Below are 23,659 nucleotides of genomic sequence, written 5' to 3' on the forward strand. Positions count from 1 at the left end.
GGATTGAAAAATAACCATTAGATTTATGCTATAATAACTACCACATATGAGTGAAAAGGGGAAAAAGAATGGCTGAAAAGCCTTATAAAACATCAAATGAACTTTTACGAGGCGCGCTGATTTTGAGCGTAGCAGCGATTATCGTAAAAGTATTGAGTGCGGCCTATCGCATACCTTATCAGAATATTGCGGGTGACATCGGGTTTTATATCTATCAACAGGTTTATCCCTTCTACGGTGTTGCTTTTACATTATCAACAATTGGCTTTCCGGTAGTCATATCCAAACTTATTGCAGAACGGGAGTCTTCCAAAAATAACTTTGCAGTCAAGGACATTTTAGTGACATCATTCGTCGTCTTAAGTTCGATAGGAGTCATGATGTTTGCTGCACTATTCCTTGGCGCTGATTGGATTGCAGGATGGATGAAGGATCCGCAATTAGCCGGTCTGCTGAGAATCGTTGCCTATTCTTATTTATTAATGCCGATTTCCTCTGTTTTAAGAGGATATTTTCAAGGAATAAACGACATGTTACCGACGGCAGGCTCGCAGGTCGCTGAACAATGCATCCGTGTATTGACGATACTGGTTCTTTCCACAATATTCGTGTATCTTGGCTACTCTCCTTATATGGTCGGCAAGGGGGCAGTCTTCGGTTCGATTACCGGCGGCATAACTGGCCTGGTCCTGCTTATTGCTTTCGTTATTTTAAGAGTAGAATGGAAGCTTTTTTTACGAGTGAGAATTAAACCGGTAAATTTCATCAAAATTTCCAAGGTCCTGATTTTCCAAGGTTTGGCCTTTTGCATAACTGGCTTGATCCTCATCCTGTTTCAGTTCGTCGATTCACTGCACCTGTATTCCCTACTAAGGGAAACGGGTATGGGGGAAAGGGAAGCTAAGGAATGGAAAGGGGTTTATGACCGTGGACAGCCCTTGCTTCAGCTAGGTACAGTCGTGGCCAATTCTTTTGCATTGGCGCTTGTACCTGTAATATCCGGATTCGTTCAGAGGAACAGTGAACATGAATTATTGAATAAGATTAAATTGGCGCTTCGTGTAAGTGCGACGATAGGACTCGCAGCCGCGATCGGGCTGGTGGTGACGATGAAGCCTGTCAATCATATGCTGTTCATGGATGCCAAAGGGACAATTACTTTAGCAATTTTCTCTTTATCGATTTTATTCACATCCCTCATAATGGCAGAGGCGGCAGTGATTCAAAGTTTAGGCTATTCATTCGTACCGGTGATCATTACGATTGTAGGGGTGGGCAGCAAGTGGGCTTTAAACCTTGTTCTAGTGCCCCATTACAAAATCGCGGGTGCAGCCTCGGCAACAGTTCTTGCATTTATGATCATGACTGTATTATTTTATGTTGTTTTGAGAGTACATATTAAAAAGACATTAATTGATAAGAAGCACGTGTTAATAATCTTGAAGAGTGCGGTTTACATGGGTACGGCGGTTGTTTTATTCAATAGCTTATTCGAATGGATGTTTGCTGGCGAGAGCCGGTTGTTAGCTACGATCCAAGCTTTGGTCGGTGTAGGGATCGGTGCAGCCGTTTTTGTGATGACCGCCCTTCGTGCAGGCTTATTTGGTGAAGAAGAACTTTCACTTATACCCGCAGGTTCAAAGCTTAAACGATTTATAATAATGAATAGGAGTATACGAAATCATGAATGAGATTACGATAATAGGACTTGGTGCAGGGGATTTAGATCAGCTTCCACTAGGGATTTATAAAAAATTGATACAAACAGAACAATGCTTCGTCAGAACGATCGATCATCCGGTAATCGGAGATTTGAAAAGGGAAGGAATCAATTTCACGGCGTTTGACGGGATATATGAAAAGCACGACCAATTTGAAGCGGTATATGAAGAAATTGCCGGAACATTATTACAAGAGGCTTCAAACCGTTCCGTTCTATACGCGGTACCGGGGCATCCTATGGTTGCGGAAAAAACGGTTCAGCTTTTGCTCGAAAAGAGTCCGGCTCTTGGAATAGCCATTAAGCTGGAAGGCGGGCAAAGTTTCCTTGATCCATTGTTTCAGGCTGTTAAAATCGATCCGATTGAAGGGTTCCAGCTTTTGGATGGAACAGATCTTTCCCCGGATGATTTGCACATTACCCAGCATATGATAATCGGACAGGTGTATGACGCATTCAGTGCATCCAATGTGAAGTTGACTTTAATGGAAAAACTTCCGGATGACTACGAGATATATATCGTTACAGCAGCAGGCAGCAGTCAGGAAAAAGTGACAAAATGTGCTCTGTTCGAGCTCGACCGCCAGATGGAGTTAAGTAACTTGACGAGTGTTTATGTCCCGCCAGTTAAAGAAGAAGCGTTACAGTATCGGGAGTTTTCTAAGCTACGGCAGATCATCGCAGAACTTAGAGGTCCTGACGGATGTCCTTGGGATAAGAAACAAACTCATGAAAGCTTGAAGAAATATCTAATAGAAGAAGCGTACGAGCTGATTGATTCCATCGATGAAGAGGACGATGAGGGCATGGTTGGTGAACTTGGGGATGTCCTGCTTCAGGTGATGCTTCATTCGCAAATCGGTGAAGATGAGGGCATGTTCACGATCGATGATGTGATTGAAGGCATTACGGCGAAAATGATTCGACGCCACCCTCATGTATTCGGAAATGTTGAAGTGGAAGGTGAAGAAGATGTATTAGTTAACTGGCAGAAAATTAAAGAAGATGAAAAAGGGAGCGAAACAAAAGCTCTGAAATCCATACTGGATGGTATTGAGAAATCGCTGCCAAACTTACTTCGAGCCGAAGAGTATCAAAAAAGGGCTGCGAAGGTCGGATTTGATTGGGATGAGGTTTCTGAAGCCTGGAAAAAGGTCAGGGAAGAAGTGCAGGAATTGGAAGAGGAAATATTAAGCCCGAACAGGGATGTCGAAAGAATAAAATCAGAGCTGGGCGACCTCTTTTTTGCGCTTGTCAACATTTCACGTTATTATGACATACAAGCGGAAGAAGCCGTCTACAAGGCAAACCAGAAATTCCACCAGCGTTTTACATATATAGAAGAGTGCATTCAAAGGGCAGACAAAAAGTTTGAGGATTATACATTGGAAGAACTGGATTCATATTGGGATGAAGCAAAAGCTAAAGGACTTTAATTAAGGGAGAGATTTGAATGTCGATGAGATTGGATAAATTCCTAAAAGTTTCAAGGTTGATCAAGCGCCGCACACTTGCGAAGGAGGTTGCGGATAAAGGGAGAATCACGATTAACGGACAACAGGCCAAAGCAAGTTCGAATGTGAAAGATGGCGATGAGTTGACTGTAAGATTCGGTCAAAAACTGGTTACGGTACGTGTCGATAAAATTCAAGAAACGACGAAAAAAGAAGCGGCTGCAGATATGTATACCATCGTAAAAGAAGAAAAGCTAGCGGAGGAGTAAGGACAGGCTTGGTTCTAATTCCACTCTTACGGACATACACTTGTACAAAATCAGTGGTACTGTGAGGGATGAAAAATGAGCCAATATAATGATCCGAATGCTGGTTACACAAAAGGAACGATCCAAGAGCATGATGTAACGATGAAAGGCCGCCGTTTACTTGATATTACCGGTGTCAAACAAGTTGAAAGTTTTGATAATGAAGAGTTTCTGCTCGAAACGTCAATGGGATTCTTATCTATCCGGGGCCAAAACTTGCAAATGAAGAATTTAGACGTTGATAAAGGCATCGTTTCCATTAAGGGAAAGATTTTCGACCTTGTTTATTTAGATGAGCAATCTGGGGAGAAAGCTAAAGGCTTCTTTGGCAAATTGTTCAAATGACCTTAACGATCCAATTTTATACGTTGCTTGCGATGATAGGCATGGGCAGTGGCTTTGGAGCTGCCCTGGATACGTATAGCCGGTTCCTGAATCGTTCAGAAAGGAAAAGGTGGATAGTATTCATCCATGACTTCCTTTTCTGGATCATTCAGGGTCTCCTTATTTTTTATGTTTTGTTTTTAGTGAATGAGGGAGAGTTTCGCCTCTATTTATTTTTGGCCTTATTATGCGGTTTTTCAGCTTATCAAGCACTTTTCAAAGGTTTCTATCAACGTTTTTTAGAGATTTTGATAATACTTGTGATAAAGTTGGCGAGATTTATAACGCATTCGGTTTACATGCTGATATTTCTACCGATAAAATGGGTAATAGTATCTGTAATAGCCATCATCATTGGGATAGGTAAGTTCGTTTTAACATTATTAAAATGGGCGGGGAAACTACTTCTCTTTATTTTGAATATATTCTGGAGGCCATTAAAATGGATTCTGACTTATATATGGAATTTATTGCCGGTTTTTGTTACGAAAAACGTCGGGAAGTTTTATAATAAAGGAAAAGGAATTTTATTGAAAATAAAGAATTCTATATTTAGAACGCTAAATGGATGGAGAAATAAAAAGAAATGAGGAGCGATAAAAAATGAGTAGCCTGCGTAAAAGGAAAGTGGCAAAAATAGAAAATCCCTACGTCGCTCAACAAGAGAAAAAAGTACAAACCGTAGAAAAAAAGAAGCGTGGTCTTATGCGTAGATTAACTCTTTACTCAGTTTTCGCCGCTGTCTTTTTGATTTTTGCCGTTTCCACCCTCATAACGCAAAATGTTGCACTGGATGAGAAAGTTAAACAGAAGGAAGAATTGAAGGGAAAGTTAGCTGAATTGAAAAAAGACGAGACCCTTCTTAAAGAAGAAATCGTAAAGCTTAATGACGACGATTATATAGCGAAAATAGCCAGACGGGATTACTTCTTATCTGAAAAAGGAGAAATCATTTTTACCCTTCCAAAAGGGAAGGAAGATAGTGACTAATATTGACACTGTTTTTTTACTTTCGTTATAATATAGTGTGAAGAGATTTTTTTAACATTTCTAAGGAGGAACATTTTTTTTATGTCAATCGAAGTAGGCAGCAAGTTACAAGGTAAAGTAACAGGCATAACTAATTTTGGTGCATTTGTAGAGCTACCTCAAGGTTCAACCGGTCTTGTCCATATCAGTGAAGTGGCTGATAACTATGTCAAGGATATCAATGATCATTTAAAAGTGGGCGATACAGTTGAGGTGAAAGTCATCAATGTTAAAGATGGCAAGATTGGCTTGTCCATAAAAAAAGCGATAGACCGTCCTGAAGGTGAGCAAAAACCTGCATACACACCACGTCCGCGCCAAGTAAGAGGGAATGACAGCCGTTCCAAAGACTTCCGCTCTAAAGGTAATAGTTTCCAACCAAAGGAAAACTTTGAGCAAAAAATGGCTAAATTCTTAAAAGATAGCGAAGACCGCTTAACGACCCTTAAACGTAGCACCGAAACGAAACGGGGAGGTCGAGGAGGAAGACGCGGATAAAATTGCTGCTGAAAATAATAGTTTAGCAACTTTTCCTGTGAAATTATTCATAGTGTAGATAAAGGCAAGCTTGCCGGCTTGTCTTCTTTTAATTATCAACGACATAAAAAAAGCGCCTCTGAACACTTACTAAGATAAGTGTTCAGAGGCGCTTTTGGTATTTGATGACCCGTACGGGATTCGAACCCGTGTTACCGCCGTGAAAGGGCGGTGTCTTAACCGCTTGACCAACGGGCCGTGATTTTCATGATAAAAGATAGCGGCAGAGGGGATCGAACCCCCGACCTCACGGGTATGAACCGTACGCTCTAGCCAGCTGAGCTACGCCGCCATAATGATAAGTGCTACTGAAGCACAAGATATATCTTACATTCGTGAAGAAAAAATGTCAACAAAAAAAATAAAGTTTGTCGGTTTCCATTTCCTGATTATTTATTCGTGTTATTTTCCGCAAAAATAACCTAAAAACTTCGCTTTTCTTCAAAAAAAAAAGAACACCCGTTTCTGTATTAGAAAATAAGGCACAAAAACCTGTATACAAATGATTATTCAAGAAGAATTTCGTCGAACGTTTTTCTTATCCGCTTATAAAATTCTGACAAAAAAATAGACAAGCCCTCTATATAATAAAAATCACTAATACGAATGGGGTGTTGAAATGGAAAAAGTAGAAAGACCTATGATGGAACCTCTTGGAGATGTTCAGTTAAAAGAAGCGAAGGCAGGGGCCATCAATTGGATCCAACAACTGCAAATGAAGTCGGAAGATATATTCATAAAAAAAGGCATCTCTTTAGCAATTATCGGTTTTTTATTAGGACGGGCATTAATTCTTTCGCAGCTGGCACCATTTGGACTTCCGTTTTTCGCAGCCGTTTTTCTCATGAGACGTGACAGGGCGCCACTGGCTTTATTCGGATTGATTGCAGGTGGGCTGACCGTTCACTATTCGAACAGTTTAGTCATCTTTGCATCGGCGTTCCTGCTTCTGTTATTTCATAAGATTAAGAGGCCCGCCGTGGAAGGACAATTCAAGACGATGTCGATGTACGTCTTTGCTTCACTATTCCTGGTCAACCTGGCCGAGCAATATCTGGTATTTCGAACGATTCAGCTGTACGACTTGATGATGATAGGAGTAGAGGCGGGACTCGCAATGATTTTAACCTTAATCTTCATACAGTCCATCCCAATGCTGACCATTCGGACTAAGTCCCAATCATTAAAGACGGAGGAAATCGTCAGCATCATCATCTTGCTGGCTTCGGTGATGACCGGAACCATCGGCTGGATGATATATGATTTATCACTCGATCATATATTCTCGCGATACCTGGTCCTCCTCTTCGGGCTGGCGGGAGGGGCCGCCATAGGCTCCACTGTAGGTGTAGTTACTGGATTGATATTCTCCTTGGCAAGTATTGCAAGTCTTTATCAAATGAGCCTTCTCGCATTTTCAGGGCTTCTGGGCGGTTTGTTGAAGGAGGGAAGGAAGATAGGGGTTGCCGCAGGCCTCTTGATTGCTACGTTACTGATAGGTTTATATGGTGAGGGCACCAATAATATTATGGTGACCCTTTATGAATCACTTATAGCTGTGGTTTTATTTATATTGACACCGTCATCCATAATCAACAAAATAGCGAAACATATACCGGGAACAGTCGAGAATTCTGATGAACAGCAGCAGTATGCCCGAAAAGTGAGGGATGTCACCGCTCAAAGGGTGGAGCAATTCTCACATGTATTTGAGGCGCTCTCTAATAGCTTTTCCCAAGTGGATGAAAGGGGGAGAATGGAGGAAGATGAGAAAGAATTCGACTACTTCTTAAGTAATGTAACGGAAAAAACGTGCCAGCTATGTTTTAAAAAAGAACAATGCTGGTCCAAGAACTTTAATACAACCTATGACGGCATGCAGGAAATTATGCTTCAACTAAGTGAAAATAATGGTCAGCTCCCCCAAAAAACTTCGAAAGAATGGGCGAAATATTGTAGCCGCGGACCTCAGGTCATTGGGGCGATATCACAGGAGCTTACTTATTTTGAAGCTAACCAAAAATTAAAAAGGCAGGTGAAGGAAAGTCGGAAACTAGTGGCGGATCAACTGCGGGGCGTTTCGGCAGTAATGGATGATTTTGCGAAAGAAATTCAAAGGGAAAGGAAGAATCATCATGTACATGAAGAATCCATTTTGGAAGCCATCCAGGATTTTGGACTGCACATAGGTCATGTTGAAATATACAGTCTAGAACAAGGGAATGTTGATATAGAGATGAGTGTCCCATACTGTCAGGGCAGAGGGGAATGTGAAAAGTTGATTGCACCTATGCTTTCTGACATTTTAGGGGAAACGATAGTTGTTCATTCAGAAGAGTGTGCAACGTATCCAAACGGGCAATGTGAGGTGATATTTAGGTCAGCAAAAAAATTCACGGTCGAAACGGGTGTGGCTCATGCTGCCAAGGGGGGAGGGCTTGTATCAGGAGATAGTTATACAACCATGGAAATTGGCTGCGGCAAGTTCGCAATAGCCATTAGTGATGGAATGGGAAATGGGGAAAGGGCCCATTTTGAAAGTACAGAGACATTGAAGCTGCTTCAAAAATTTTTACAATCGGGAATAGAAGAAAAAATAGCCATTAAATCCGTAAACTCCGTTTTATCTCTACGCACTACCGATGAAATATTTTCGACTCTTGATTTGGCAATGATTGATCTTCAGGACGCAAGGGCTAAGTTTTTAAAAATCTGTTCGATACCGAGTTTCATTAAAAGGGGGGATAGGATAATAAAAATTGAATCAAGTAACCTCCCTATGGGAATCATCCAGGATTTCGATGTTGATGTTGTATCAGAAGAGCTGAAGGCAGGGGACATATTAATCATGATGAGTGATGGAGTGTTCGATGGCCCCTCGCATGTCGAAAATATCGAGTTCTGGCTTAAACGAAAAATCAAGGAAATGGAAACAGACGATCCTCAGGAAATCTCTGATTTAATACTGGAAGAGGTCATCCGAACAAAAGGGATCATAGATGATGACATGACAGTGGTAACATCGAAAATTAAGCATAACACACCGAAATGGGCATCCATTCCCGTTTCTCCAAAACGCAAAAAGGCCCAGTAGGGGCCGTTTATATATAATAAATAAAACCAAAAATGAGGTGGTGAAATGGAAGACGGATAAAAGGTAAAGAGATGAACTCTTTTCAATCACTCCACTTCATGATATGACTTGGTGCGATGTCTTTGGTGTATAATTTCCCCCTTTTTAGTCAATTATGGTAACAAATTGATAGGAAGGGAGAGCAAAACATGAAAGCAGGAACATTAAGACAGATTTTGCTTATAACCGACGGATGTTCAAATCATGGTGAGGAGCCGTCTGCCATGGCTGAATTAGCAAGGGAGCAAGGCATAACCATCAATGTCATAGGTGTAATGGAAAATGATGTGATAGATGAAAAGGGGCTTAAGGAAATCGAGAAGATTGCTGGTTCAGGAGGTGGCGTAAGTCAAATAGTCTATGCCCAGCAGTTGTCCCAAACCGTCCAAATGGTGACCCAAAAGGCAATGACTCAAACTATACAGGGAGTTATCAATCGCGAACTTCAACAAATACTTGGAGATTCAAAAACGATGGAAGATCTTCCGCCGGATAAACGAGGAGAAGTGATGGAGGTGGTCGATGAGCTTGGGGAAACAAGCAAGCTCGAAGTGCTGATTCTTGTTGATACCAGTGCAAGCATGAAACATAAACTTCCTACAGTAAAAGATTCCTTATTAGATCTTTCCCTTAGTATGAATGCAAGAATGGGTGACAGTCGTTTTTCCGTATTCGTATTTCCTGGGAAAAGAAATGATGTTGAAAAGTTGCTGGATTGGACCCCAAACCTTGAAGCCTTGACGGCAACTTTTCCTAAGCTTAGTACAGGGGGACTCACTCCGACAGGTCCAGCCATTCGTGAAGCTTTAACATATTTCAAGAAAAAACGTTCATTGAGGGGATTGTTATCACATGATGATGAACAATACTTTGAGGAATCAATGTAAACTCCTGCCTGGCAGTTTGGTCACCGGAAAATGGAATGAAAACCAGTACAAAATAATTAAGGAATTGGGGTGTGGAGCGAACGGGATCGTCTATTTGGTTGAAAGCGAAAATCGTCATTATGCTTTAAAGCTCAGTGATAATGGGACGTCCATTATTTCGGAGATGAATATCCTAAAATCCTTCTCAAAGGTCCAGGGGTCTACCCTTGGACCTTCCTTTTTGGAAGCGGATGATTTCATGAAAACAGGAAAACAGCTCCCTTTTTATGTCATGGAATATATCCACGGACACGATTTTTTGCGTTTCATCGATAAGAAAGGATCATCGTGGATTGGGGTCTTAATGCTTCAGCTTTTAACCAGTTTGTCTGCCTTGCATACCAATGGCTGGGTGTTCGGCGATTTAAAGCCGGAGAATTTGATCGTGACTTCACCAGCCTATAAGGTACGGTGCGTGGATGTTGGCGGAACCACCTTAATTGGGCGATCAGTTAAAGAATTCACAGAGTTCTTTGACAGAGGTTACTGGGGACTTGGATCAAGAAAGGCCGATCCGCAATATGACTTGTTCGCTGTGGCGATGATTATAATCAATTCTGCCTATCCTGGACGTTTCCACAAGAAAGGGGAAGGGTATAGACAGCTTAACGACTTGATTAAGCAGAAAAAGGAATTGCAACCATATAGAAAGATGTTGGATAAAGCACTCCATGGGCAGTATGATTCTGCCCTCCAAATGCGTGAGGATTTGGTCACGGTGCTAAGTAAGCAAAACCACTCGAAGAAAAAGGGCCCGATTCAGGCAGCGACGGGTCAGCCACAAACAATGCAACCTTCAACGAGGCAAGCAAGAAGGTCCCAAAACCTTTCAAATAAAAAAAGTGGCGGTTTTTTTGAAACTTTCTTGCTGGTTGCCATCATATCGATGCTCTATGTTCTTTACATATATGAACAGTTGTTATGATATAGTTATTAGATGAATGCCATGAAATAGTTGAAACCATTTCATGTTTGAATCGTATAATACTAATACCTGTCCATAAAGAAGGAAGATTGTATGTTAAAGGAAAAAGTTCTGAGCACCATTTATAGAAACGAATTGATTGAGGAAAACTCGAAGTTGCTAATAGGCGTTTCTGGAGGACCGGACTCGTTAGTGCTTCTCCATATCCTTAAGGAAATTCAATCTCTTTTTCATTACGAGATGATCGTTGCAAGTGTTGACCATATGTTTCGTGGTGAAGAATCGCATGAGGATTATAAATATGTCGAGCATATTTGTGAACGATGGGGCATTACATTTGAGGGAAAAAGGATCGATGTTCCTGCCCGGATGAAGCAGACGGGGGAAAGTTCACAAATAACGTCAAGAAAATTGCGTTTTGCTTTCTATGAAGAAATGATGGATAAGCATCAAGCCTCCACTCTTGTCCTGGGGCATCATGGAGATGATCAAATCGAAACGATGCTCATGCGTTTAACAAGAGGGGCGACAGGTAAGGCAAGAGCAGGTATTCCTATAAAGAGACGTTTCCATACAGGGAATCTGATCAGGCCTTTTCTTGAAATCACGAAAAGCCAAATAATCGCATATGCGGGCCTTCATAATATTGAACCAAGGTTTGATCCGAGCAATGAAACTGGTGTCTATGCAAGAAATCGTTTTAGACATGAAGTTCTTCCATTTTTAAAGAAAGAAAATAGAAAAGTTCATGAGCATTTTCAACGATTCAGTGAAGAGCTTTATGAAGATGAAGAGTTTTTTTTGAACCTGGTTTCAAGCAAAATGTCCGAGGTTTGGATCCAACAGGATAAAGATCAAGCGGTTATTCAGATTGATAAGGTTCTCGCGATGCCTAAACCTTTACAAAGAAGGGCGATTCAACTAATATTAAATTATCTTTATTTGGAGAGACCTTCATCGCTTTCGGCATTACATATTGACCAACTGTTAGTTTTGTTTTTGAATCCTCAACCATCTGCAGAATTGCATCTTCCGGAGGGCCTTATTGTGGAAAAATCATATCAAACTTGCACTTTTAGATTTTTCCGGCAAAAAAGCCATAATTATTCCCTTAAATTACAAATTCCCGGTGAGACTATTCTTCCGAATGGATATAAGATTAAGGCGCACTATATAAAAGAAGAAATTCCGGTACTTAAAGGAAATCATTCTTTTATTCTTCCCGAATCAGCTGTTCAGTTTCCTCTTACAGTCCGAACCAGGAATGAAGGCGAACGGATGGCCGTCAAGGGATTAGGTGGAACTAAAAAGTTGAAGGATATTTTTATTAATGAAAAGATTCCGATGCTAGAAAGAAATGTGTGGCCGGTCATCATCGATCAAACGGGAACGGCCATTTGGCTACCTGGTTTAAAGAAATCGAATGTTGAGCCGGATATAATTTCTGATGAAAAATCTTTAATCTACTTAGAATATAAAAAAGCTTAATTCTTCATGGGGGGCAATTAATACAATGACCATGCAAAACGACATTGAAAAGGTTTTAATAACAGAGGAAGAACTTCAAAAAAAAATCAGGGAATTGGGTGCGCAGATTGAAGCTGATTACCAAGGTAAGTTCCCGCTGGCCATCGGAGTGCTGAAAGGCGCCATGCCATTTATGTCAGATTTACTGAAGCGTGTGGATACACATCTTGAAATGGACTTTATGGATGTTTCAAGCTATGGTAACTCCACTGTATCTTCCGGTGAAGTGAAAATCATCAAAGATCTTGATACATCAGTTGAAGGCCGGGATATTTTAATCATCGAAGATATTATCGACAGCGGTTTAACTCTTAGCTATCTTGCGGAACTTTTCCGTTATCGAAAAGCAAAATCAATTAAAATCGTTACCTTATTGGATAAACCAACAGGCAGGAAAGCGGATATCACTCCGGACTATGCCGGGTTCATCGTTCCGGATGCATTTGTTGTCGGATATGGTCTTGATTTTGCGGAAAAGTATCGTAATCTCCCGTATATTGGCATATTGAAGCCTGAAATTTACTCGAATTAATCGTACCTGTTTGAAAGAGAAGACCAGATAAAAACAGCGGTGTTAAATTATTGTAATTCATTAATTTTGTATGATAGTATTTACTATAGTTTGTTTACCCGTGGGAGGAGGTAAGGGATGAATCGGATCTTCCGTAATACCATATTTTATTTACTGATCTTTTTGGTCATCATTGGGATTGTAAGCATTTTTAATAATAACAATGAACCAAACGTAAAATTGACCCAAGATGAATTCTATAAGCATTTGGAGAGTGGGGACGTTACATCACTTACGATGCAACCCGAAAGCAGTGTATTTGAAATCACAGGAAAGCTCAAAGGTTATGAGGAAAACAAATTCTTTGTGACATACGTGCCTTTCAGTGAGTATTCGCAAAGCAGGATCAATGACGCTGTAACCAAGCTGGATAAAGACATCATCACTGTCGAACCTCCAGAAAAGACAAGTGGCTGGGTGACATTTTTCACTTCCATCATTCCATTTGTAATCATTTTTATCCTCTTCTTCTTTTTACTTAACCAAGCTCAAGGCGGCGGTGGTGGCCGCGTCATGAACTTCGGGAAAAGTAAGGCGAAATTGTATAATGATGATAAGAAAAAAGTACGCTTCAATGATGTTGCCGGAGCGGACGAAGAAAAGCAGGAACTTGTCGAGGTCGTTGAATTCTTGAAAGATCCTCGCAAATATGCCGAGCTTGGAGCCCGTATTCCTAAAGGGGTACTTTTAGTTGGGCCTCCTGGTACAGGTAAAACTTTACTTGCACGAGCAGTAGCTGGTGAAGCCGGAACTCCTTTCTTCTCAATCAGTGGTTCTGATTTTGTTGAAATGTTTGTGGGTGTCGGTGCATCCCGTGTTCGTGATTTGTTTGAAAATGCTAAGAAGAATGCACCATGTATCATCTTTATCGATGAAATTGATGCAGTCGGACGTCAACGTGGAGCAGGTCTTGGTGGCGGTCACGATGAACGTGAACAGACATTGAACCAACTCCTGGTGGAGATGGATGGTTTCGGTGGTAATGAAGGAATCATAATCATTGCTGCGACTAACCGTGCTGATGTATTGGATCCGGCATTATTGCGTCCAGGACGTTTTGACCGTCAAATAACGGTAGGGCGCCCTGATGTTAAGGGCCGTGAAGAAGTGCTGAAAGTGCATGCGCGTAATAAACCTTTAGCGGAAACAGTTGATTTGAAAGCGATCGCTCAGCGTACTCCAGGATTTTCTGGTGCAGATCTTGAAAACTTACTGAATGAAGCGGCGCTTGTTGCTGCCCGTCAAGATAAGAAGAAGATCGACATGTCCGATTTGGATGAAGCTTCGGATCGTGTTATCGCTGGACCTGCCAAGAAAAACCGAGTCATTTCCAAAAAGGAAAGAAATATCGTAGCGTGGCATGAAGCAGGCCATACCATTATTGGATTGGTTCTGGATGATGCTGAAGTCGTTCATAAAGTTACGATTGTCCCTCGTGGTCAAGCTGGCGGTTATGCAGTTATGCTGCCGAAAGAAGATCGTTTCTTCATGACGGAACCTGAGCTTAAAGATAAAATCGTAGGACTATTGGGTGGTCGTGTATCCGAAGAAGTTACATTCGGAGAAGTGAGTACCGGTGCGCATAACGACTTCCAGCGTGCAACGGGCATAGCTCGGAGCATGGTTATGGAGTATGGTATGAGTAAGCTCGGACCACTTCAATTCGGTAATTCTCAAGGTCAGGTCTTCCTTGGCCGCGATTTCAACAATGATCAAAACTATTCAGATGCAATAGCATATGAAATCGATCTTGAAATTCAACGTATCATCAGGGAAGCTTACGAAAGATGTAAGAAGATTCTTACTGAAAATCGTGAAAAACTTGATTTGGTTGCAAAAACCTTGCTTGAAGTGGAAACACTTGATGCTGAACAAATCAAAAGTTTATTCCATAATGGTAAATTGCCAGAGCGGGATTATACGGCTCTGAATGGGAATTTAACCACTGATGAGAATGTCAAGGTGAACATCAATACGAAGAAGGAAGAAAAAGAGGCCCTATTAGATCCTTTGGATAAGAGAGGACCTGAGGACCTTGAAATAACGGAGGAAGGATTAAATACTCCTCCAATCAAAGAAGGTGCACCTCAAGATCAGCCGCTTTCCTTCCCGAACGAAGATGACAATAAAAAGTCTTAAGTTGACTAAATTCAAAAGGGTATTTCCGCCTCGGAAATACCCTTTTCTTAACTCTTAAATTAATTATGATAAAGTTTCTGGGAGACCTTTCGAAAAGTGCGACTAATAGCGTGGGAAATAACAGTGTGGTATGATGTTGGAGAATAATTTACCGGAGTGATGAAACGATGATTTTTGTATTGGATGTTGGGAATACGAATACTGTATTAGGCGCATACGATGAAGATATTTTAAAATATCATTGGCGAATTGAGACTAACCGTCACAAGACAGAAGATGAGTATGGAATGGTCATAAAGTCTTTGTTGCAACATGAAGATCTTTCGTTTGATCAATTTGATGGAATCATTATTTCTTCGGTAGTTCCGCCAATTATGTTTGCGCTTGAACGCATGTGCAAAAAATACTTTGGAATTAAACCGCTTATAGTTGGACCTGGAATAAAAACTGGATTGAATATCAAATACGAAAATCCCCGTGAAGTGGGAGCGGACCGAATCGTTAATGCTGTTGCAGGCATTCAGGAATATGGAAGCCCTCTCATTATCGTGGATTTTGGCACGGCAACGACATATTGCTACATAAATGAGGATAAACAATACATGGGCGGAGCCATTGCTCCGGGTATAAACATTTCTACTGAAGCACTTTATTCAAAGGCAGCCAAACTTCCAAGAATTGAAATCAGCCGGCCAGAGGGGATTATTGGGAAAAATACGGTATCCGCCATGCAGGCTGGTATTTTGTATGGGTATGTTGGACAGGTAGAAGGAATCGTTAATCGAATTAAGGCGCAAAGTAATCTAGAACCAACGGTAATAGCGACAGGTGGACTGGCAACCTTAATTGCTAATGAGTCTACTGTGATTGACGTTGTGGAGCCATTTTTGACCTTGAAGGGGCTACAGCTGATTTATAAACGTAATCGTGAGCAAGTGAAGAAGTAATACACAGCATGGAAGGAGCAAAATAAATGAAGGATTATCTAATCAAGGCGTTAGGCTATGAAGGACAGGTTCGGGCATATGCTGTTTCAACAACAGACACCGTAGGAGAAGCTCAACGACGCCATTATACATGGCCTACTGCTTCAGCTGCCCTTGGACGCGCTATGACGGCAGGCGTTATGATGGGTGGAATGTTAAAAGGTGAAGAAAAACTGACGATTAAAATCGAGGGCGGTGGACCGATTGGTTCCATCCTGGTCGACAGCAATGCAAAGGGAGAAGTCCGCGGATATGTCACTCACCCGCAAACCCATTTTGATTTGAATGAGCAAGGAAAGCTGGATGTAAGGAAAGCGGTAGGCACCGATGGATTGTTGACTGTTGTCAAAGATATCGGTCTTCGTGATTACTTTTCAGGGCAAGTACCGATTGTATCGGGAGAATTGGGTGAAGATTTCACTTATTACTTCGTTACTTCCGAACAGGTGCCTTCATCTGTGGGGGTTGGGGTTCTGGTGAATCCGGATAATTCAATCCTTGCAGCGGGAGGATTTATCATTCAGTTGATGCCAGGTACATCCGAAGATACGATTTCCAAAATCGAAAATCGACTAAGTACGATAACTCCTGTTTCCAAGATGATTCAAAGTGGCATGACTCCTGAAGAAATCCTAACCGAAATTTTAGGTGAGGGAAATGTGAATATACTAGAGAAAATGGATGTCCAATTCTCCTGTCAATGTTCTAGGGAAAGAATTGCGAATGCATTGATTAGCCTAGGGAAAGCTGAGATTCGGGATATCATTGAGACAGAGGGACAAGCGGAGGCACAATGTCATTTTTGTAATCAGACCTACCAATTCTCGAAGGAAGAACTCGAGGAACTAGAAGCAGAAACCAAAAATTAATATACGGGGGGTAAGGGATTGCCAAAACAAAAGCTTCGGGCGATTATTGCCGGCCTTGCCTTGTTGAACCTATTGACTATCATTATCTTTGTCATAAAACCACTAATCATTTCTAAATCCGTCATTGGGGAAGAAACGGCCGCAAAGGTTGGATCCAAGGATATTTCCCGGGACGCATGGATGACTGAGCTCGAAAAAAGATACGGGGAAGATGTACTTGAGGAAATGGTCGATAAAGAGGTAGTGAAGCAGGCAGCTGAAAAATACAAAGTGAAAACTTCGGATGAAGAGCTTGATCGGGAACTTAAAATGATGAAAACTATGTATGGAACTGCCGGTCAGAACCTTAATAAAAGTAACGATCAACTGAGGCAGGAAATTCAGTCGAGTCTCCTCCTCGAGAAGCTCCTCACCAAGGACGTTTCGGTTTCCGAAACAGCAATGCGGAATCATTATGATAATAATAAGGATATCTACAGAATTCCTACCGCTTTCCATATTTCCCATATTACCTCGTCAACAAAAAAGCAGGCAGACCAAATCATACATGAACTGGAGAAAGGTGTCTCCTTTGATGTTTTAGCGATGGAAAAGTCCCTTGATGAATTCACTGCCAATCAAGGAGGCGACATGGGTTATATATCAGAGGATAACGAGCAAGTCTCCAAGGAATACATCACCGCTGCCGAGAAATTGAAGGTAAAAAAGTGGAGTGATGCAATCCAAACGGAAGATGGCTGGGCCGTTCTCTATCTGCATGAAAGGATAGAGGGCAAGCAGTATGAATACGAAGAAGTTAAAGACAAGATTCACCGCCAAATAGCTCTTGAACAGATTCAGGCACCGGTCTCAGGGAAAATTTTCTGGGACGAATTTGATGTAGAATGGTTTTATGGATTGAAAGAACAAAAGTAGGTCAATGGTTGTGTAAGAAAATTTAGAATATAGTATATAATTATTGACAATGAACTATTAAAACTGGTAACTTTAAATAAATAAAACCAATAAACATACTCGGTATTGAAAATGATAAGGAGTGGAGAAAATGGCACGTATAGCTAATTCTGTAATCGATTTAATTGGACAAACACCTATCGTGAAGTTAAACAAGCTTCAAAATGAAAACAGTGCAGATATTTATCTAAAACTTGAGTATTTTAACCCAGGCAGTAGTGTAAAAGACCGTATCGCCCTTGCGATGATCGAAGCGGCAGAAAAAAATGGTAACCTTAAACCAGGTGATACGATCATTGAACCTACAAGCGGAAATACTGGAATAGGACTAGCGATGGTAGCTGCGGCAAAGGGCTATAAATCAATTCTGGTCATGCCGGAGACGATGAGTTTGGAACGCCGTAACTTGCTTCGCGCTTATGGCGCAGAGTTAGTTCTTACTCCTGGACCTGAAGGAATGAAGGGTGCAATCGCAAAGGCGACTGAGCTGTCTAAAGAAAAAGGTTACTTCATTCCACAGCAATTCGAGAATGAAGCCAACCCTGAAGTTCATCGGAACACTACAGGCCCTGAAATCGTTGAAGCCTTTGGTGATGAAGGCCTAGATGCATTCGTTGCCGGAATCGGTACTGGCGGAACCATAACAGGTGCTGGTGAAGTCCTGCGTGAAAAATACCCTGACATTAAAATTTATGCTGTTGAGCCTGCGGACTCTCCGGTATTATCGGGTGGGACTCCAGGACCACATAAAATCCAAGGAATCGGTGCAGGCTTCGTTCCAAGTATTTTGAATACAGATCTCTATGACGAAATCATTCAAGTCAATACAGAGGAATCATTTGATTATGCCCGCCGCGCGGCAAAAGAGGAAGGGATCCTCGGTGGAATTTCTTCTGGTGGCGCAATTGCAGCTGCCATTAAAGTGGCTGACAAACTGGGAAAAGGCAAAAAGGTACTTGCTATCATACCAAGTAATGGTGAACGCTACTTAAGTACACCATTATACAACTTTGAGTAAGACCAGACACTAATAATGAGAAGCGAAGTTCCTTAGGGGCTTTGCTTTTCTTTTTGTAGTAAAGTCTGCAGAAGTGTTCCAAATCTTCATGGAGCTTGCACTATGCCTATGTAAATGGGTAAACTTGTATATATAGATTTCTTTAGGCGAAGGAGAACGTTGAATGTCATTAGCTAGAGCGTCAAAAATAACATGTGGTTCATTTGATTTGGATTACAGCAATAAAACCTTAATTATGGGGATTTTGAATGTTACGCCGGACTCCTTTTCGGATGGCGGGAAATATAATCGGATAGATGCTGCTTTGAAGCATGCCGAACGGATGGTCAACGACGGAGCGGATATATTGGATGTAGGCGGAGAGTCCACCCGTCCTAACTATGAGAGGATATCGGATGAAGAGGAAATAGAGAGAGTCGCCCCGATTATTGAAGCCATATCCCGGAATATTGAGGTTCCAATATCAGTCGATACGTATAAATCAAGAGTAGCGGAAGCGGCGGTAAAGGCTGGAGCCCATATATTAAATGACATTTGGGGAGGTAAAGCCGATTCCTTGATGTCAAAGGTTGCTGCGGAATATAAGGTGCCGATTATCTTGATGCATAACAGGGATAATATGGGTTATGAACATTTTGTCCGGGATGTACTTCAAGATTTATTCGAAAGCATCATGTTGGTAAAGGCTGCGGGAGTCCAGGATGAAAACATCATTCTCGATCCAGGTATTGGTTTTGCGAAAGATTTAAAGTTAAATTTGGAAATGATGAGGAATCTTGATAAGCTGGTATCATTAGGTTATCCCGTGCTGCTAGCCACATCAAGAAAGTCCATGATTGGACATGTTCTGGACCTGCCGCCAAGTGAGCGGATGGAGGGAACAGCCGCCACAATCTGCCATGGAATTCAACAAGGCTGTCAAATGGTTCGTGTACATGATGTGAAGGAAATGGCACGGACTGCAAAGATGATGGACGCTCTATTAGGAAAAGGTGAATGAAATGGATAAGATATATGTGAATAGAATGGAGTTTTACGGATATCATGGAGTTTTTCCGGAAGAAACGAAGCTTGGTCAGCGGTTTAAAGTGGATTTAATCGTCCAGACTGATTTAGCCAAGGCTGGGAAGAGTGACAATCTGGAAGACTCAATCAACTATGGCGAGTTATATGAAGTGTGTAAAAGTGTTGTTGAGGGAGAACCTTTTAAGTTAGTGGAAGCTGTCGCTGAAAAAATTGCTTCTGAACTACTTAATAAGTATTCTTCCATCGAGACATGCACCGTGAAGGTCTATAAACCAGACCCTCCAATAGCAGGTCACTATGATTCGGTTGCAATAGAGATTGTAAGGGGACGCTGATTGTGGGAAATATTGCTTACCTTTCAATAGGATCGAACTTAGGGGATCGCCTTGAGACATTCCAGAGGGCTTTCCAATTATTGTCTAAAAATCCGCATATCAAGTTAGTGGCCTGCTCTTCTTTATATGAAACGGACCCGGTAGGATATGAAGACCAGGACTGTTTTTTAAATGCTGTCCTTAAAGTAAAAACCGATTTAGAACCCGAAAAATTACTTCACGCTTGTATGAAAATTGAACAAGATTTAGGGAGAAAAAGGGAAATTAGGTGGGGTCCCCGTACTTTAGACCTTGACATTTTGTTATATAATCATGAAAATATTGAGACAGAGATTCTTTCAGTCCCGCACCCTCGTATGCACGAGAGGGCTTTTGTTATTGTGCCTTTAATGGAAGTGGACCCTGATATATCACTTCCGCAAATGCATGCACCTTTAAGCGACCTGCTTGAACAGATTTCGGATAAAGAAGGAGTTCGATTATGGAAGGTGAAAAATGGGGAAGGCGTATTCGCGCTTTTCGAAAGTTAAAGGGTTATACCCAGGAAGGGTTTGCGAAAGAAATAGGCGTTTCCGTTTCCTTGTTGGGAGAAGTCGAACGAGGGAACCGCAACCCTTCAGAAGCATTTTTACTGGAAGTGGCGGAAATTCTTCATGTTTCCATTGAGGAGCTTCAGCCACCTGAGGATAAATGAAAGAATGCTATAGGAGGCACAACGTGTTAAAAATAGGCGATATAGAAATGAAGAATCCGGTAGTGCTAGCACCGATGGCGGGAGTCTGTAACTCAGCATTCCGCTTGACCGTCAAGGAATTTGGTGCTGGCCTTGTTTGTGCGGAGATGGTCAGTGACAAGGGAATCGTTCTTCAAAATGCTAGAACGATGAATATGCTTTATATAGATGAAAGAGAAAAGCCATTAAGTTTGCAAATATTTGGCGGTGAAAAGAAATCTTTGGTCGAAGCTGCACAATTCGTAGATAAAAATACAACTGCTGATATCATTGATATCAACATGGGCTGCCCTGTCCCTAAGATCACTAAATGTGACGCAGGGGCAAAGTGGCTTCTCGATCCAAACAAAATTTATGAGATGGTTTCAGCGGTGGTTGATGCTGTTGATAAGCCGGTAACGGTGAAAATGCGCATAGGCTGGGATGATGAGCATGTTTTTGCGATTCAAAATGCCCAGGCTGTTGAACGTGCAGGTGGTAAAGCTGTTTCCATGCATGGCAGGACACGAGTGCAAATGTATGAAGGAAAAGCTAACTGGGACATAATCCGTGAAGTGAAGAAATCGATCAATATTCCCCTTATCGGTAACGGTGATGTTGAAACTCCACAGGATGCCGAAAGAATGCTGAAGGAAACGGGTGTTGATGGAGTCATGATCGGCCGTGCGGCTCTAGGTAACCCTTGGATGATTTACAGGACTGTAAAATACCTAGAAACCGGTCAATTGATGGATGAACCTTCAGTTCGTGAAAAGATGGACGTTTGCGTGCTTCATATGGATCGTCTGATTGCGTTAAAAAATGAAAATGTCGCTGTTCGTGAAATGCGTAAGCATGCTTCTTGGTATTTAAAGGGTGTTAAAGGGAATGGTATGGCTCGTAAAGGGATCAATGATTGTGAGACAAGGGAAGATGTTGTAAGTCTTCTTTATGGACTTGTTGATGATATTGAAGCGAAGCAACAGAATATCCAAATGGTCTGATGTTTGACATTACCTTCCTATTTTCCTATAATACGCTTATCTTGAGCTGCCAGTAATCCTGGCAGTTTTTATATGTACATAAACAAGATTTTAAGATAAAAAGCTGTTGAATTCCTTTACTTTATGTAAGAATAAATAAGTATGCAAAAGAATTTTTGATTAATTATATAAGGCTTTTATTAATAAAGATGGAGATGATTTTCGTGAGTCATGAAGAATTGAATGACCAACTGCAGGTAAGACGCGATAAAATGCAGACCATGATGGATAATGGACAAGACCCTTTCGGGAGCAGATTCGAGCGCACACATAACACTCAGGAGATAATCAGTGCTTATGGTGAATTAGAAAAGGAAGATCTTGAAGAAAAAGAAATTGAAGTTACAATCGCTGGCCGTGTCATGACGAAGCGTGGGAAAGGGAAAGCGGGATTTGCCCATATCCAGGATATTAGCGGTCAAATCCAAATCTACGTCCGTTTGGATAACATAGGTGAAGATTCTTACCAAATTTTCAACCAAACCGATCTTGGCGATATCGTAGGAGTAACTGGCGTTATTTTCAAAACGAAAGTCGGGGAACTTTCCATTAAAGCTAAAGAATATGTGTTCCTTGCTAAAGCGCTTCGCCCGTTACCTGATAAATTTCATGGCCTAAAGGATGTTGAAGAGCGTTATCGGAAACGTTATGTCGATTTAATTACAAATGAGGAAAGTAAAAACACGTTGATCATGCGCAGCCGTATTGTGCAAGCCATGAGACGTTATTTGGACGATCATGGATACCTTGAAGTGGAGACGCCTCTATTGCACTCTGTTGCTGGTGGAGCTGCTGCACGCCCTTTCCTTACTCACCATAATGCATTGGATATGCCTTTGAATTTAAGGATTGCCATTGAACTTCACCTAAAACGCTTAATCGTTGGCGGATTGGAGAAAGTTTATGAAATTGGGCGGGTTTTCAGAAATGAAGGAGTATCCACAAGACACAATCCTGAATTCACATTGATTGAATTATACGAGGCTTATGCGGATTACCAAGATATCATGAGTTTAACGGAAAACCTGATTGCCCATATAGCACAAGAAGTTTTGGGGACTACTACTATCCAGTATGGGGAGTATGAGATAGAGTTAAAACCTGAATGGAAACGACTTCACATGGTTGACGCTGTAAAAGAATATACTGGTGTGGACTTCTGGACTCAAATGAGTAAAGAAGAAGCCCGACAGCTTGCTAAAGAAAATGGGATTGAAATTAAGGAATCCATGGAGTTCGGCCATATTGTAAATGAATTCTTTGAACAAAAGGTGGAAGATAAGTTAATTCAACCTACATTCATCTATGGACATCCTGTGGAAATCTCTCCTTTAGCAAAGAAAAATCCGGAAGATTCCCGTTTCACAGATCGTTTTGAGTTATTCATTGTAGGCAGGGAGCATGCAAATGCCTTCACGGAACTTAATGATCCTATTGATCAACGTCAACGCTTTGAAGCTCAATTAAAAGAACGAGAGCAAGGTAATGATGAAGCTCATGAAATGGATGAAGATTTCTTGGAGGCGCTAGAATACGGAATGCCGCCTACTGGCGGACTGGGAATTGGTGTTGACCGTTTGGTTATGCTATTGACCAATTCTCCTTCTATACGTGACGTCCTGTTATTCCCTTTAATGAGACATCGCTAATATAAGCAAAATGAGTTTTGATTGCAGGGCCGAATTCGGATGGCCGGGATCATTGGGCGTAGCTCCTGATCCTGGTAAGTCCAATTCGGTTTTTGTTTTTTAATTATAATTTCATGTCTTTTAATAGGCTGGATTATAGGGCTTGAAAGAAAAACAACATTATCTCAAAAAAACTTCATAAAAGGTATTGCGCAGTTAACGTAATGGTGTTATATTTATATCTGTCGTTACGAACGAGTTGCAAACAGATTACAAACTTTAAAAAAAGTTTTAAAAAGTTGTTGACTCGGAGTAAAGAAAATGTTATTATAAATAAGCTGTTCCGAAAGACATTGCTCTTTGAAAACTGAACAAAACAAAGCGCCAACGTTAAATTTTAAGTGAGCACACACTATTAAAAAAGCAAATGAGCAA

At 41.3% G+C, this 23,659-nt stretch carries 23 protein-coding genes and 2 tRNA genes; 23 read left to right on the forward strand and 2 right to left on the reverse strand.

Features of this window, described 5'->3' with window-relative positions:
- Positions 1–68 precede the first annotated feature (68 nt).
- The 7 genes from NYE63_RS00345 (at position 69) to NYE63_RS00375 (ending at position 5,393) form a co-directional block, all read left to right on the forward strand.
- On the forward strand, positions 69–1,691 hold the full coding sequence (locus tag NYE63_RS00345) for a polysaccharide biosynthesis protein (protein WP_342603711.1): 1,623 nt from the start codon (positions 69–71) through the stop codon (positions 1,689–1,691).
- Positions 1,684–3,156, forward strand: coding sequence for a nucleoside triphosphate pyrophosphohydrolase (mazG, locus tag NYE63_RS00350; RefSeq protein WP_342603712.1), 1,473 nt, complete (start codon positions 1,684–1,686; stop codon positions 3,154–3,156). The genes NYE63_RS00345 and mazG overlap by 8 nt, the downstream gene beginning before the upstream one ends.
- Positions 3,157–3,179: 23 nt before the next feature.
- On the forward strand, positions 3,180–3,443 hold the full coding sequence (locus NYE63_RS00355) for an RNA-binding S4 domain-containing protein (RefSeq protein ID WP_034316386.1): 264 nt from the start codon (positions 3,180–3,182) through the stop codon (positions 3,441–3,443).
- A gap of 75 nt (positions 3,444–3,518) precedes the next feature.
- On the forward strand, positions 3,519–3,827 hold the full coding sequence (yabP, locus tag NYE63_RS00360) for a sporulation protein YabP (RefSeq protein WP_207439951.1): 309 nt from the start codon (positions 3,519–3,521) through the stop codon (positions 3,825–3,827).
- Complete coding sequence (gene yabQ / locus NYE63_RS00365; protein WP_342603713.1) at positions 3,824–4,456, forward strand: spore cortex biosynthesis protein YabQ; 633 nt, start codon at positions 3,824–3,826, stop codon at positions 4,454–4,456. The genes yabP and yabQ overlap by 4 nt, the downstream gene beginning before the upstream one ends.
- Before the next feature lie 13 nt (positions 4,457–4,469).
- Positions 4,470–4,856: a septum formation initiator family protein gene (locus tag NYE63_RS00370; RefSeq protein ID WP_063235923.1), complete on the forward strand. Its 387-nt coding sequence runs from the start codon at positions 4,470–4,472 to the stop codon at positions 4,854–4,856.
- Positions 4,857–4,937: 81 nt separating this feature from the next.
- Positions 4,938–5,393, forward strand: coding sequence for a S1 domain-containing RNA-binding protein (locus tag NYE63_RS00375; protein WP_342603714.1), 456 nt, complete (start codon positions 4,938–4,940; stop codon positions 5,391–5,393).
- A 165-nt stretch (positions 5,394–5,558) separates the two neighbouring features.
- Here NYE63_RS00375 and NYE63_RS00380 read toward each other — a convergent pair.
- A tRNA-Glu gene (locus tag NYE63_RS00380) sits at positions 5,559–5,630 on the reverse strand.
- A 20-nt stretch (positions 5,631–5,650) separates the two neighbouring features.
- Positions 5,651–5,724: transfer RNA gene (locus NYE63_RS00385), tRNA-Met, on the reverse strand.
- A gap of 327 nt (positions 5,725–6,051) precedes the next feature.
- Here NYE63_RS00385 and spoIIE point away from each other — a divergent pair.
- From spoIIE to lysS, 16 genes are all read left to right on the forward strand, one after another.
- Positions 6,052–8,526 (forward strand): stage II sporulation protein E, encoded by a 2,475-nt coding sequence (gene spoIIE, locus NYE63_RS00390; protein ID WP_342603715.1) that lies wholly within the window; start codon positions 6,052–6,054, stop codon positions 8,524–8,526.
- Positions 8,527–8,714: 188 nt separating this feature from the next.
- Complete coding sequence (locus tag NYE63_RS00395) at positions 8,715–9,452, forward strand: VWA domain-containing protein (RefSeq protein WP_342603716.1); 738 nt, start codon at positions 8,715–8,717, stop codon at positions 9,450–9,452.
- Positions 9,418–10,416, forward strand: a complete 999-nt coding sequence (locus NYE63_RS00400) for a protein kinase family protein (RefSeq protein ID WP_342603717.1) — start codon at positions 9,418–9,420, stop codon at positions 10,414–10,416. The genes NYE63_RS00395 and NYE63_RS00400 overlap by 35 nt, the downstream gene beginning before the upstream one ends.
- 93 nt (positions 10,417–10,509) lie before the next feature.
- A complete protein-coding gene (gene tilS / locus NYE63_RS00405; protein ID WP_342603718.1) occupies positions 10,510–11,904 on the forward strand; it encodes a tRNA lysidine(34) synthetase TilS in 1,395 nt (464 codons plus the stop codon).
- Positions 11,905–11,935: 31 nt separating this feature from the next.
- Positions 11,936–12,475, forward strand: a complete 540-nt coding sequence (gene hpt / locus NYE63_RS00410) for a hypoxanthine phosphoribosyltransferase (protein ID WP_101225937.1) — start codon at positions 11,936–11,938, stop codon at positions 12,473–12,475.
- A 117-nt stretch (positions 12,476–12,592) separates the two neighbouring features.
- Entirely contained in the window at positions 12,593–14,653 is a 2,061-nt protein-coding gene (ftsH, locus tag NYE63_RS00415) for an ATP-dependent zinc metalloprotease FtsH (RefSeq protein ID WP_081113083.1), read from the forward strand.
- Between the two features lie 167 nt (positions 14,654–14,820).
- Positions 14,821–15,600, forward strand: coding sequence for a type III pantothenate kinase (locus NYE63_RS00420; protein WP_342603719.1), 780 nt, complete (start codon positions 14,821–14,823; stop codon positions 15,598–15,600).
- A 26-nt stretch (positions 15,601–15,626) separates the two neighbouring features.
- Positions 15,627–16,508 (forward strand): Hsp33 family molecular chaperone HslO, encoded by an 882-nt coding sequence (gene hslO / locus NYE63_RS00425; protein ID WP_063235929.1) that lies wholly within the window; start codon positions 15,627–15,629, stop codon positions 16,506–16,508.
- Positions 16,509–16,526: 18 nt separating this feature from the next.
- Positions 16,527–17,423 (forward strand): peptidyl-prolyl cis-trans isomerase, encoded by an 897-nt coding sequence (locus NYE63_RS00430; protein WP_342603720.1) that lies wholly within the window; start codon positions 16,527–16,529, stop codon positions 17,421–17,423.
- A 130-nt stretch (positions 17,424–17,553) separates the two neighbouring features.
- On the forward strand, positions 17,554–18,480 hold the full coding sequence (gene cysK, locus NYE63_RS00435; RefSeq protein WP_251436639.1) for a cysteine synthase A: 927 nt from the start codon (positions 17,554–17,556) through the stop codon (positions 18,478–18,480).
- A gap of 163 nt (positions 18,481–18,643) precedes the next feature.
- Positions 18,644–19,480 (forward strand): dihydropteroate synthase, encoded by an 837-nt coding sequence (gene folP, locus NYE63_RS00440; RefSeq protein ID WP_342603721.1) that lies wholly within the window; start codon positions 18,644–18,646, stop codon positions 19,478–19,480.
- Position 19,481: 1 nt separating this feature from the next.
- Positions 19,482–19,841, forward strand: coding sequence for a dihydroneopterin aldolase (gene folB / locus NYE63_RS00445; protein WP_063235933.1), 360 nt, complete (start codon positions 19,482–19,484; stop codon positions 19,839–19,841).
- A 2-nt stretch (positions 19,842–19,843) separates the two neighbouring features.
- On the forward strand, positions 19,844–20,371 hold the full coding sequence (gene folK, locus NYE63_RS00450) for a 2-amino-4-hydroxy-6-hydroxymethyldihydropteridine diphosphokinase (RefSeq protein ID WP_342603722.1): 528 nt from the start codon (positions 19,844–19,846) through the stop codon (positions 20,369–20,371).
- Positions 20,323–20,535: a helix-turn-helix transcriptional regulator gene (locus tag NYE63_RS00455; protein WP_063235935.1), complete on the forward strand. Its 213-nt coding sequence runs from the start codon at positions 20,323–20,325 to the stop codon at positions 20,533–20,535. The genes folK and NYE63_RS00455 overlap by 49 nt, the downstream gene beginning before the upstream one ends.
- 23 nt (positions 20,536–20,558) lie before the next feature.
- A complete protein-coding gene (gene dusB, locus NYE63_RS00460) occupies positions 20,559–21,557 on the forward strand; it encodes a tRNA dihydrouridine synthase DusB (RefSeq protein ID WP_342603723.1) in 999 nt (332 codons plus the stop codon).
- Positions 21,558–21,745: 188 nt separating this feature from the next.
- The gene (lysS, locus tag NYE63_RS00465) at positions 21,746–23,245 is read left to right on the forward strand and encodes a lysine--tRNA ligase (protein WP_342603724.1); all 1,500 of its coding nucleotides are present in this window, start codon (positions 21,746–21,748) and stop codon (positions 23,243–23,245) included.
- The last annotated feature ends 414 nt before the right edge of the window (positions 23,246–23,659 follow it).

The sequence above is a fragment of the Peribacillus sp. FSL E2-0159 genome (genome assembly GCF_038643155.1).
Classification (GTDB): domain Bacteria; phylum Bacillota; class Bacilli; order Bacillales; family DSM-1321; genus Peribacillus; species Peribacillus simplex.

Coding starts and splice junctions, on each gene's coding strand:
- spoIIE (WP_342603715.1), top strand. CDS start 6,052: ATGGAAAAAGTAGAAAGACCTATGATGGAACCTCTTGGAGATGTTCAG.
- hpt (WP_101225937.1), top strand. CDS start 11,936: ATGCAAAACGACATTGAAAAGGTTTTAATAACAGAGGAAGAACTTCAA.
- NYE63_RS00455 (WP_063235935.1), top strand. CDS start 20,323: ATGGAAGGTGAAAAATGGGGAAGGCGTATTCGCGCTTTTCGAAAGTTA.
- cysK (WP_251436639.1), top strand. CDS start 17,554: ATGGCACGTATAGCTAATTCTGTAATCGATTTAATTGGACAAACACCT.
- folP (WP_342603721.1), top strand. CDS start 18,644: ATGTCATTAGCTAGAGCGTCAAAAATAACATGTGGTTCATTTGATTTG.
- NYE63_RS00355 (WP_034316386.1), top strand. CDS start 3,180: ATGAGATTGGATAAATTCCTAAAAGTTTCAAGGTTGATCAAGCGCCGC.
- NYE63_RS00400 (WP_342603717.1), top strand. CDS start 9,418: ATGATGATGAACAATACTTTGAGGAATCAATGTAAACTCCTGCCTGGC.
- mazG (WP_342603712.1), top strand. CDS start 1,684: ATGAATGAGATTACGATAATAGGACTTGGTGCAGGGGATTTAGATCAG.
- NYE63_RS00370 (WP_063235923.1), top strand. CDS start 4,470: ATGAGTAGCCTGCGTAAAAGGAAAGTGGCAAAAATAGAAAATCCCTAC.
- NYE63_RS00375 (WP_342603714.1), top strand. CDS start 4,938: ATGTCAATCGAAGTAGGCAGCAAGTTACAAGGTAAAGTAACAGGCATA.
- yabP (WP_207439951.1), top strand. CDS start 3,519: ATGAGCCAATATAATGATCCGAATGCTGGTTACACAAAAGGAACGATC.
- NYE63_RS00395 (WP_342603716.1), top strand. CDS start 8,715: ATGAAAGCAGGAACATTAAGACAGATTTTGCTTATAACCGACGGATGT.
- NYE63_RS00345 (WP_342603711.1), top strand. CDS start 69: ATGGCTGAAAAGCCTTATAAAACATCAAATGAACTTTTACGAGGCGCG.
- yabQ (WP_342603713.1), top strand. CDS start 3,824: ATGACCTTAACGATCCAATTTTATACGTTGCTTGCGATGATAGGCATG.
- tilS (WP_342603718.1), top strand. CDS start 10,510: ATGTTAAAGGAAAAAGTTCTGAGCACCATTTATAGAAACGAATTGATT.
- hslO (WP_063235929.1), top strand. CDS start 15,627: ATGAAGGATTATCTAATCAAGGCGTTAGGCTATGAAGGACAGGTTCGG.
- folB (WP_063235933.1), top strand. CDS start 19,482: ATGGATAAGATATATGTGAATAGAATGGAGTTTTACGGATATCATGGA.
- lysS (WP_342603724.1), top strand. CDS start 21,746: ATGGAGATGATTTTCGTGAGTCATGAAGAATTGAATGACCAACTGCAG.
- NYE63_RS00420 (WP_342603719.1), top strand. CDS start 14,821: ATGATTTTTGTATTGGATGTTGGGAATACGAATACTGTATTAGGCGCA.
- ftsH (WP_081113083.1), top strand. CDS start 12,593: ATGAATCGGATCTTCCGTAATACCATATTTTATTTACTGATCTTTTTG.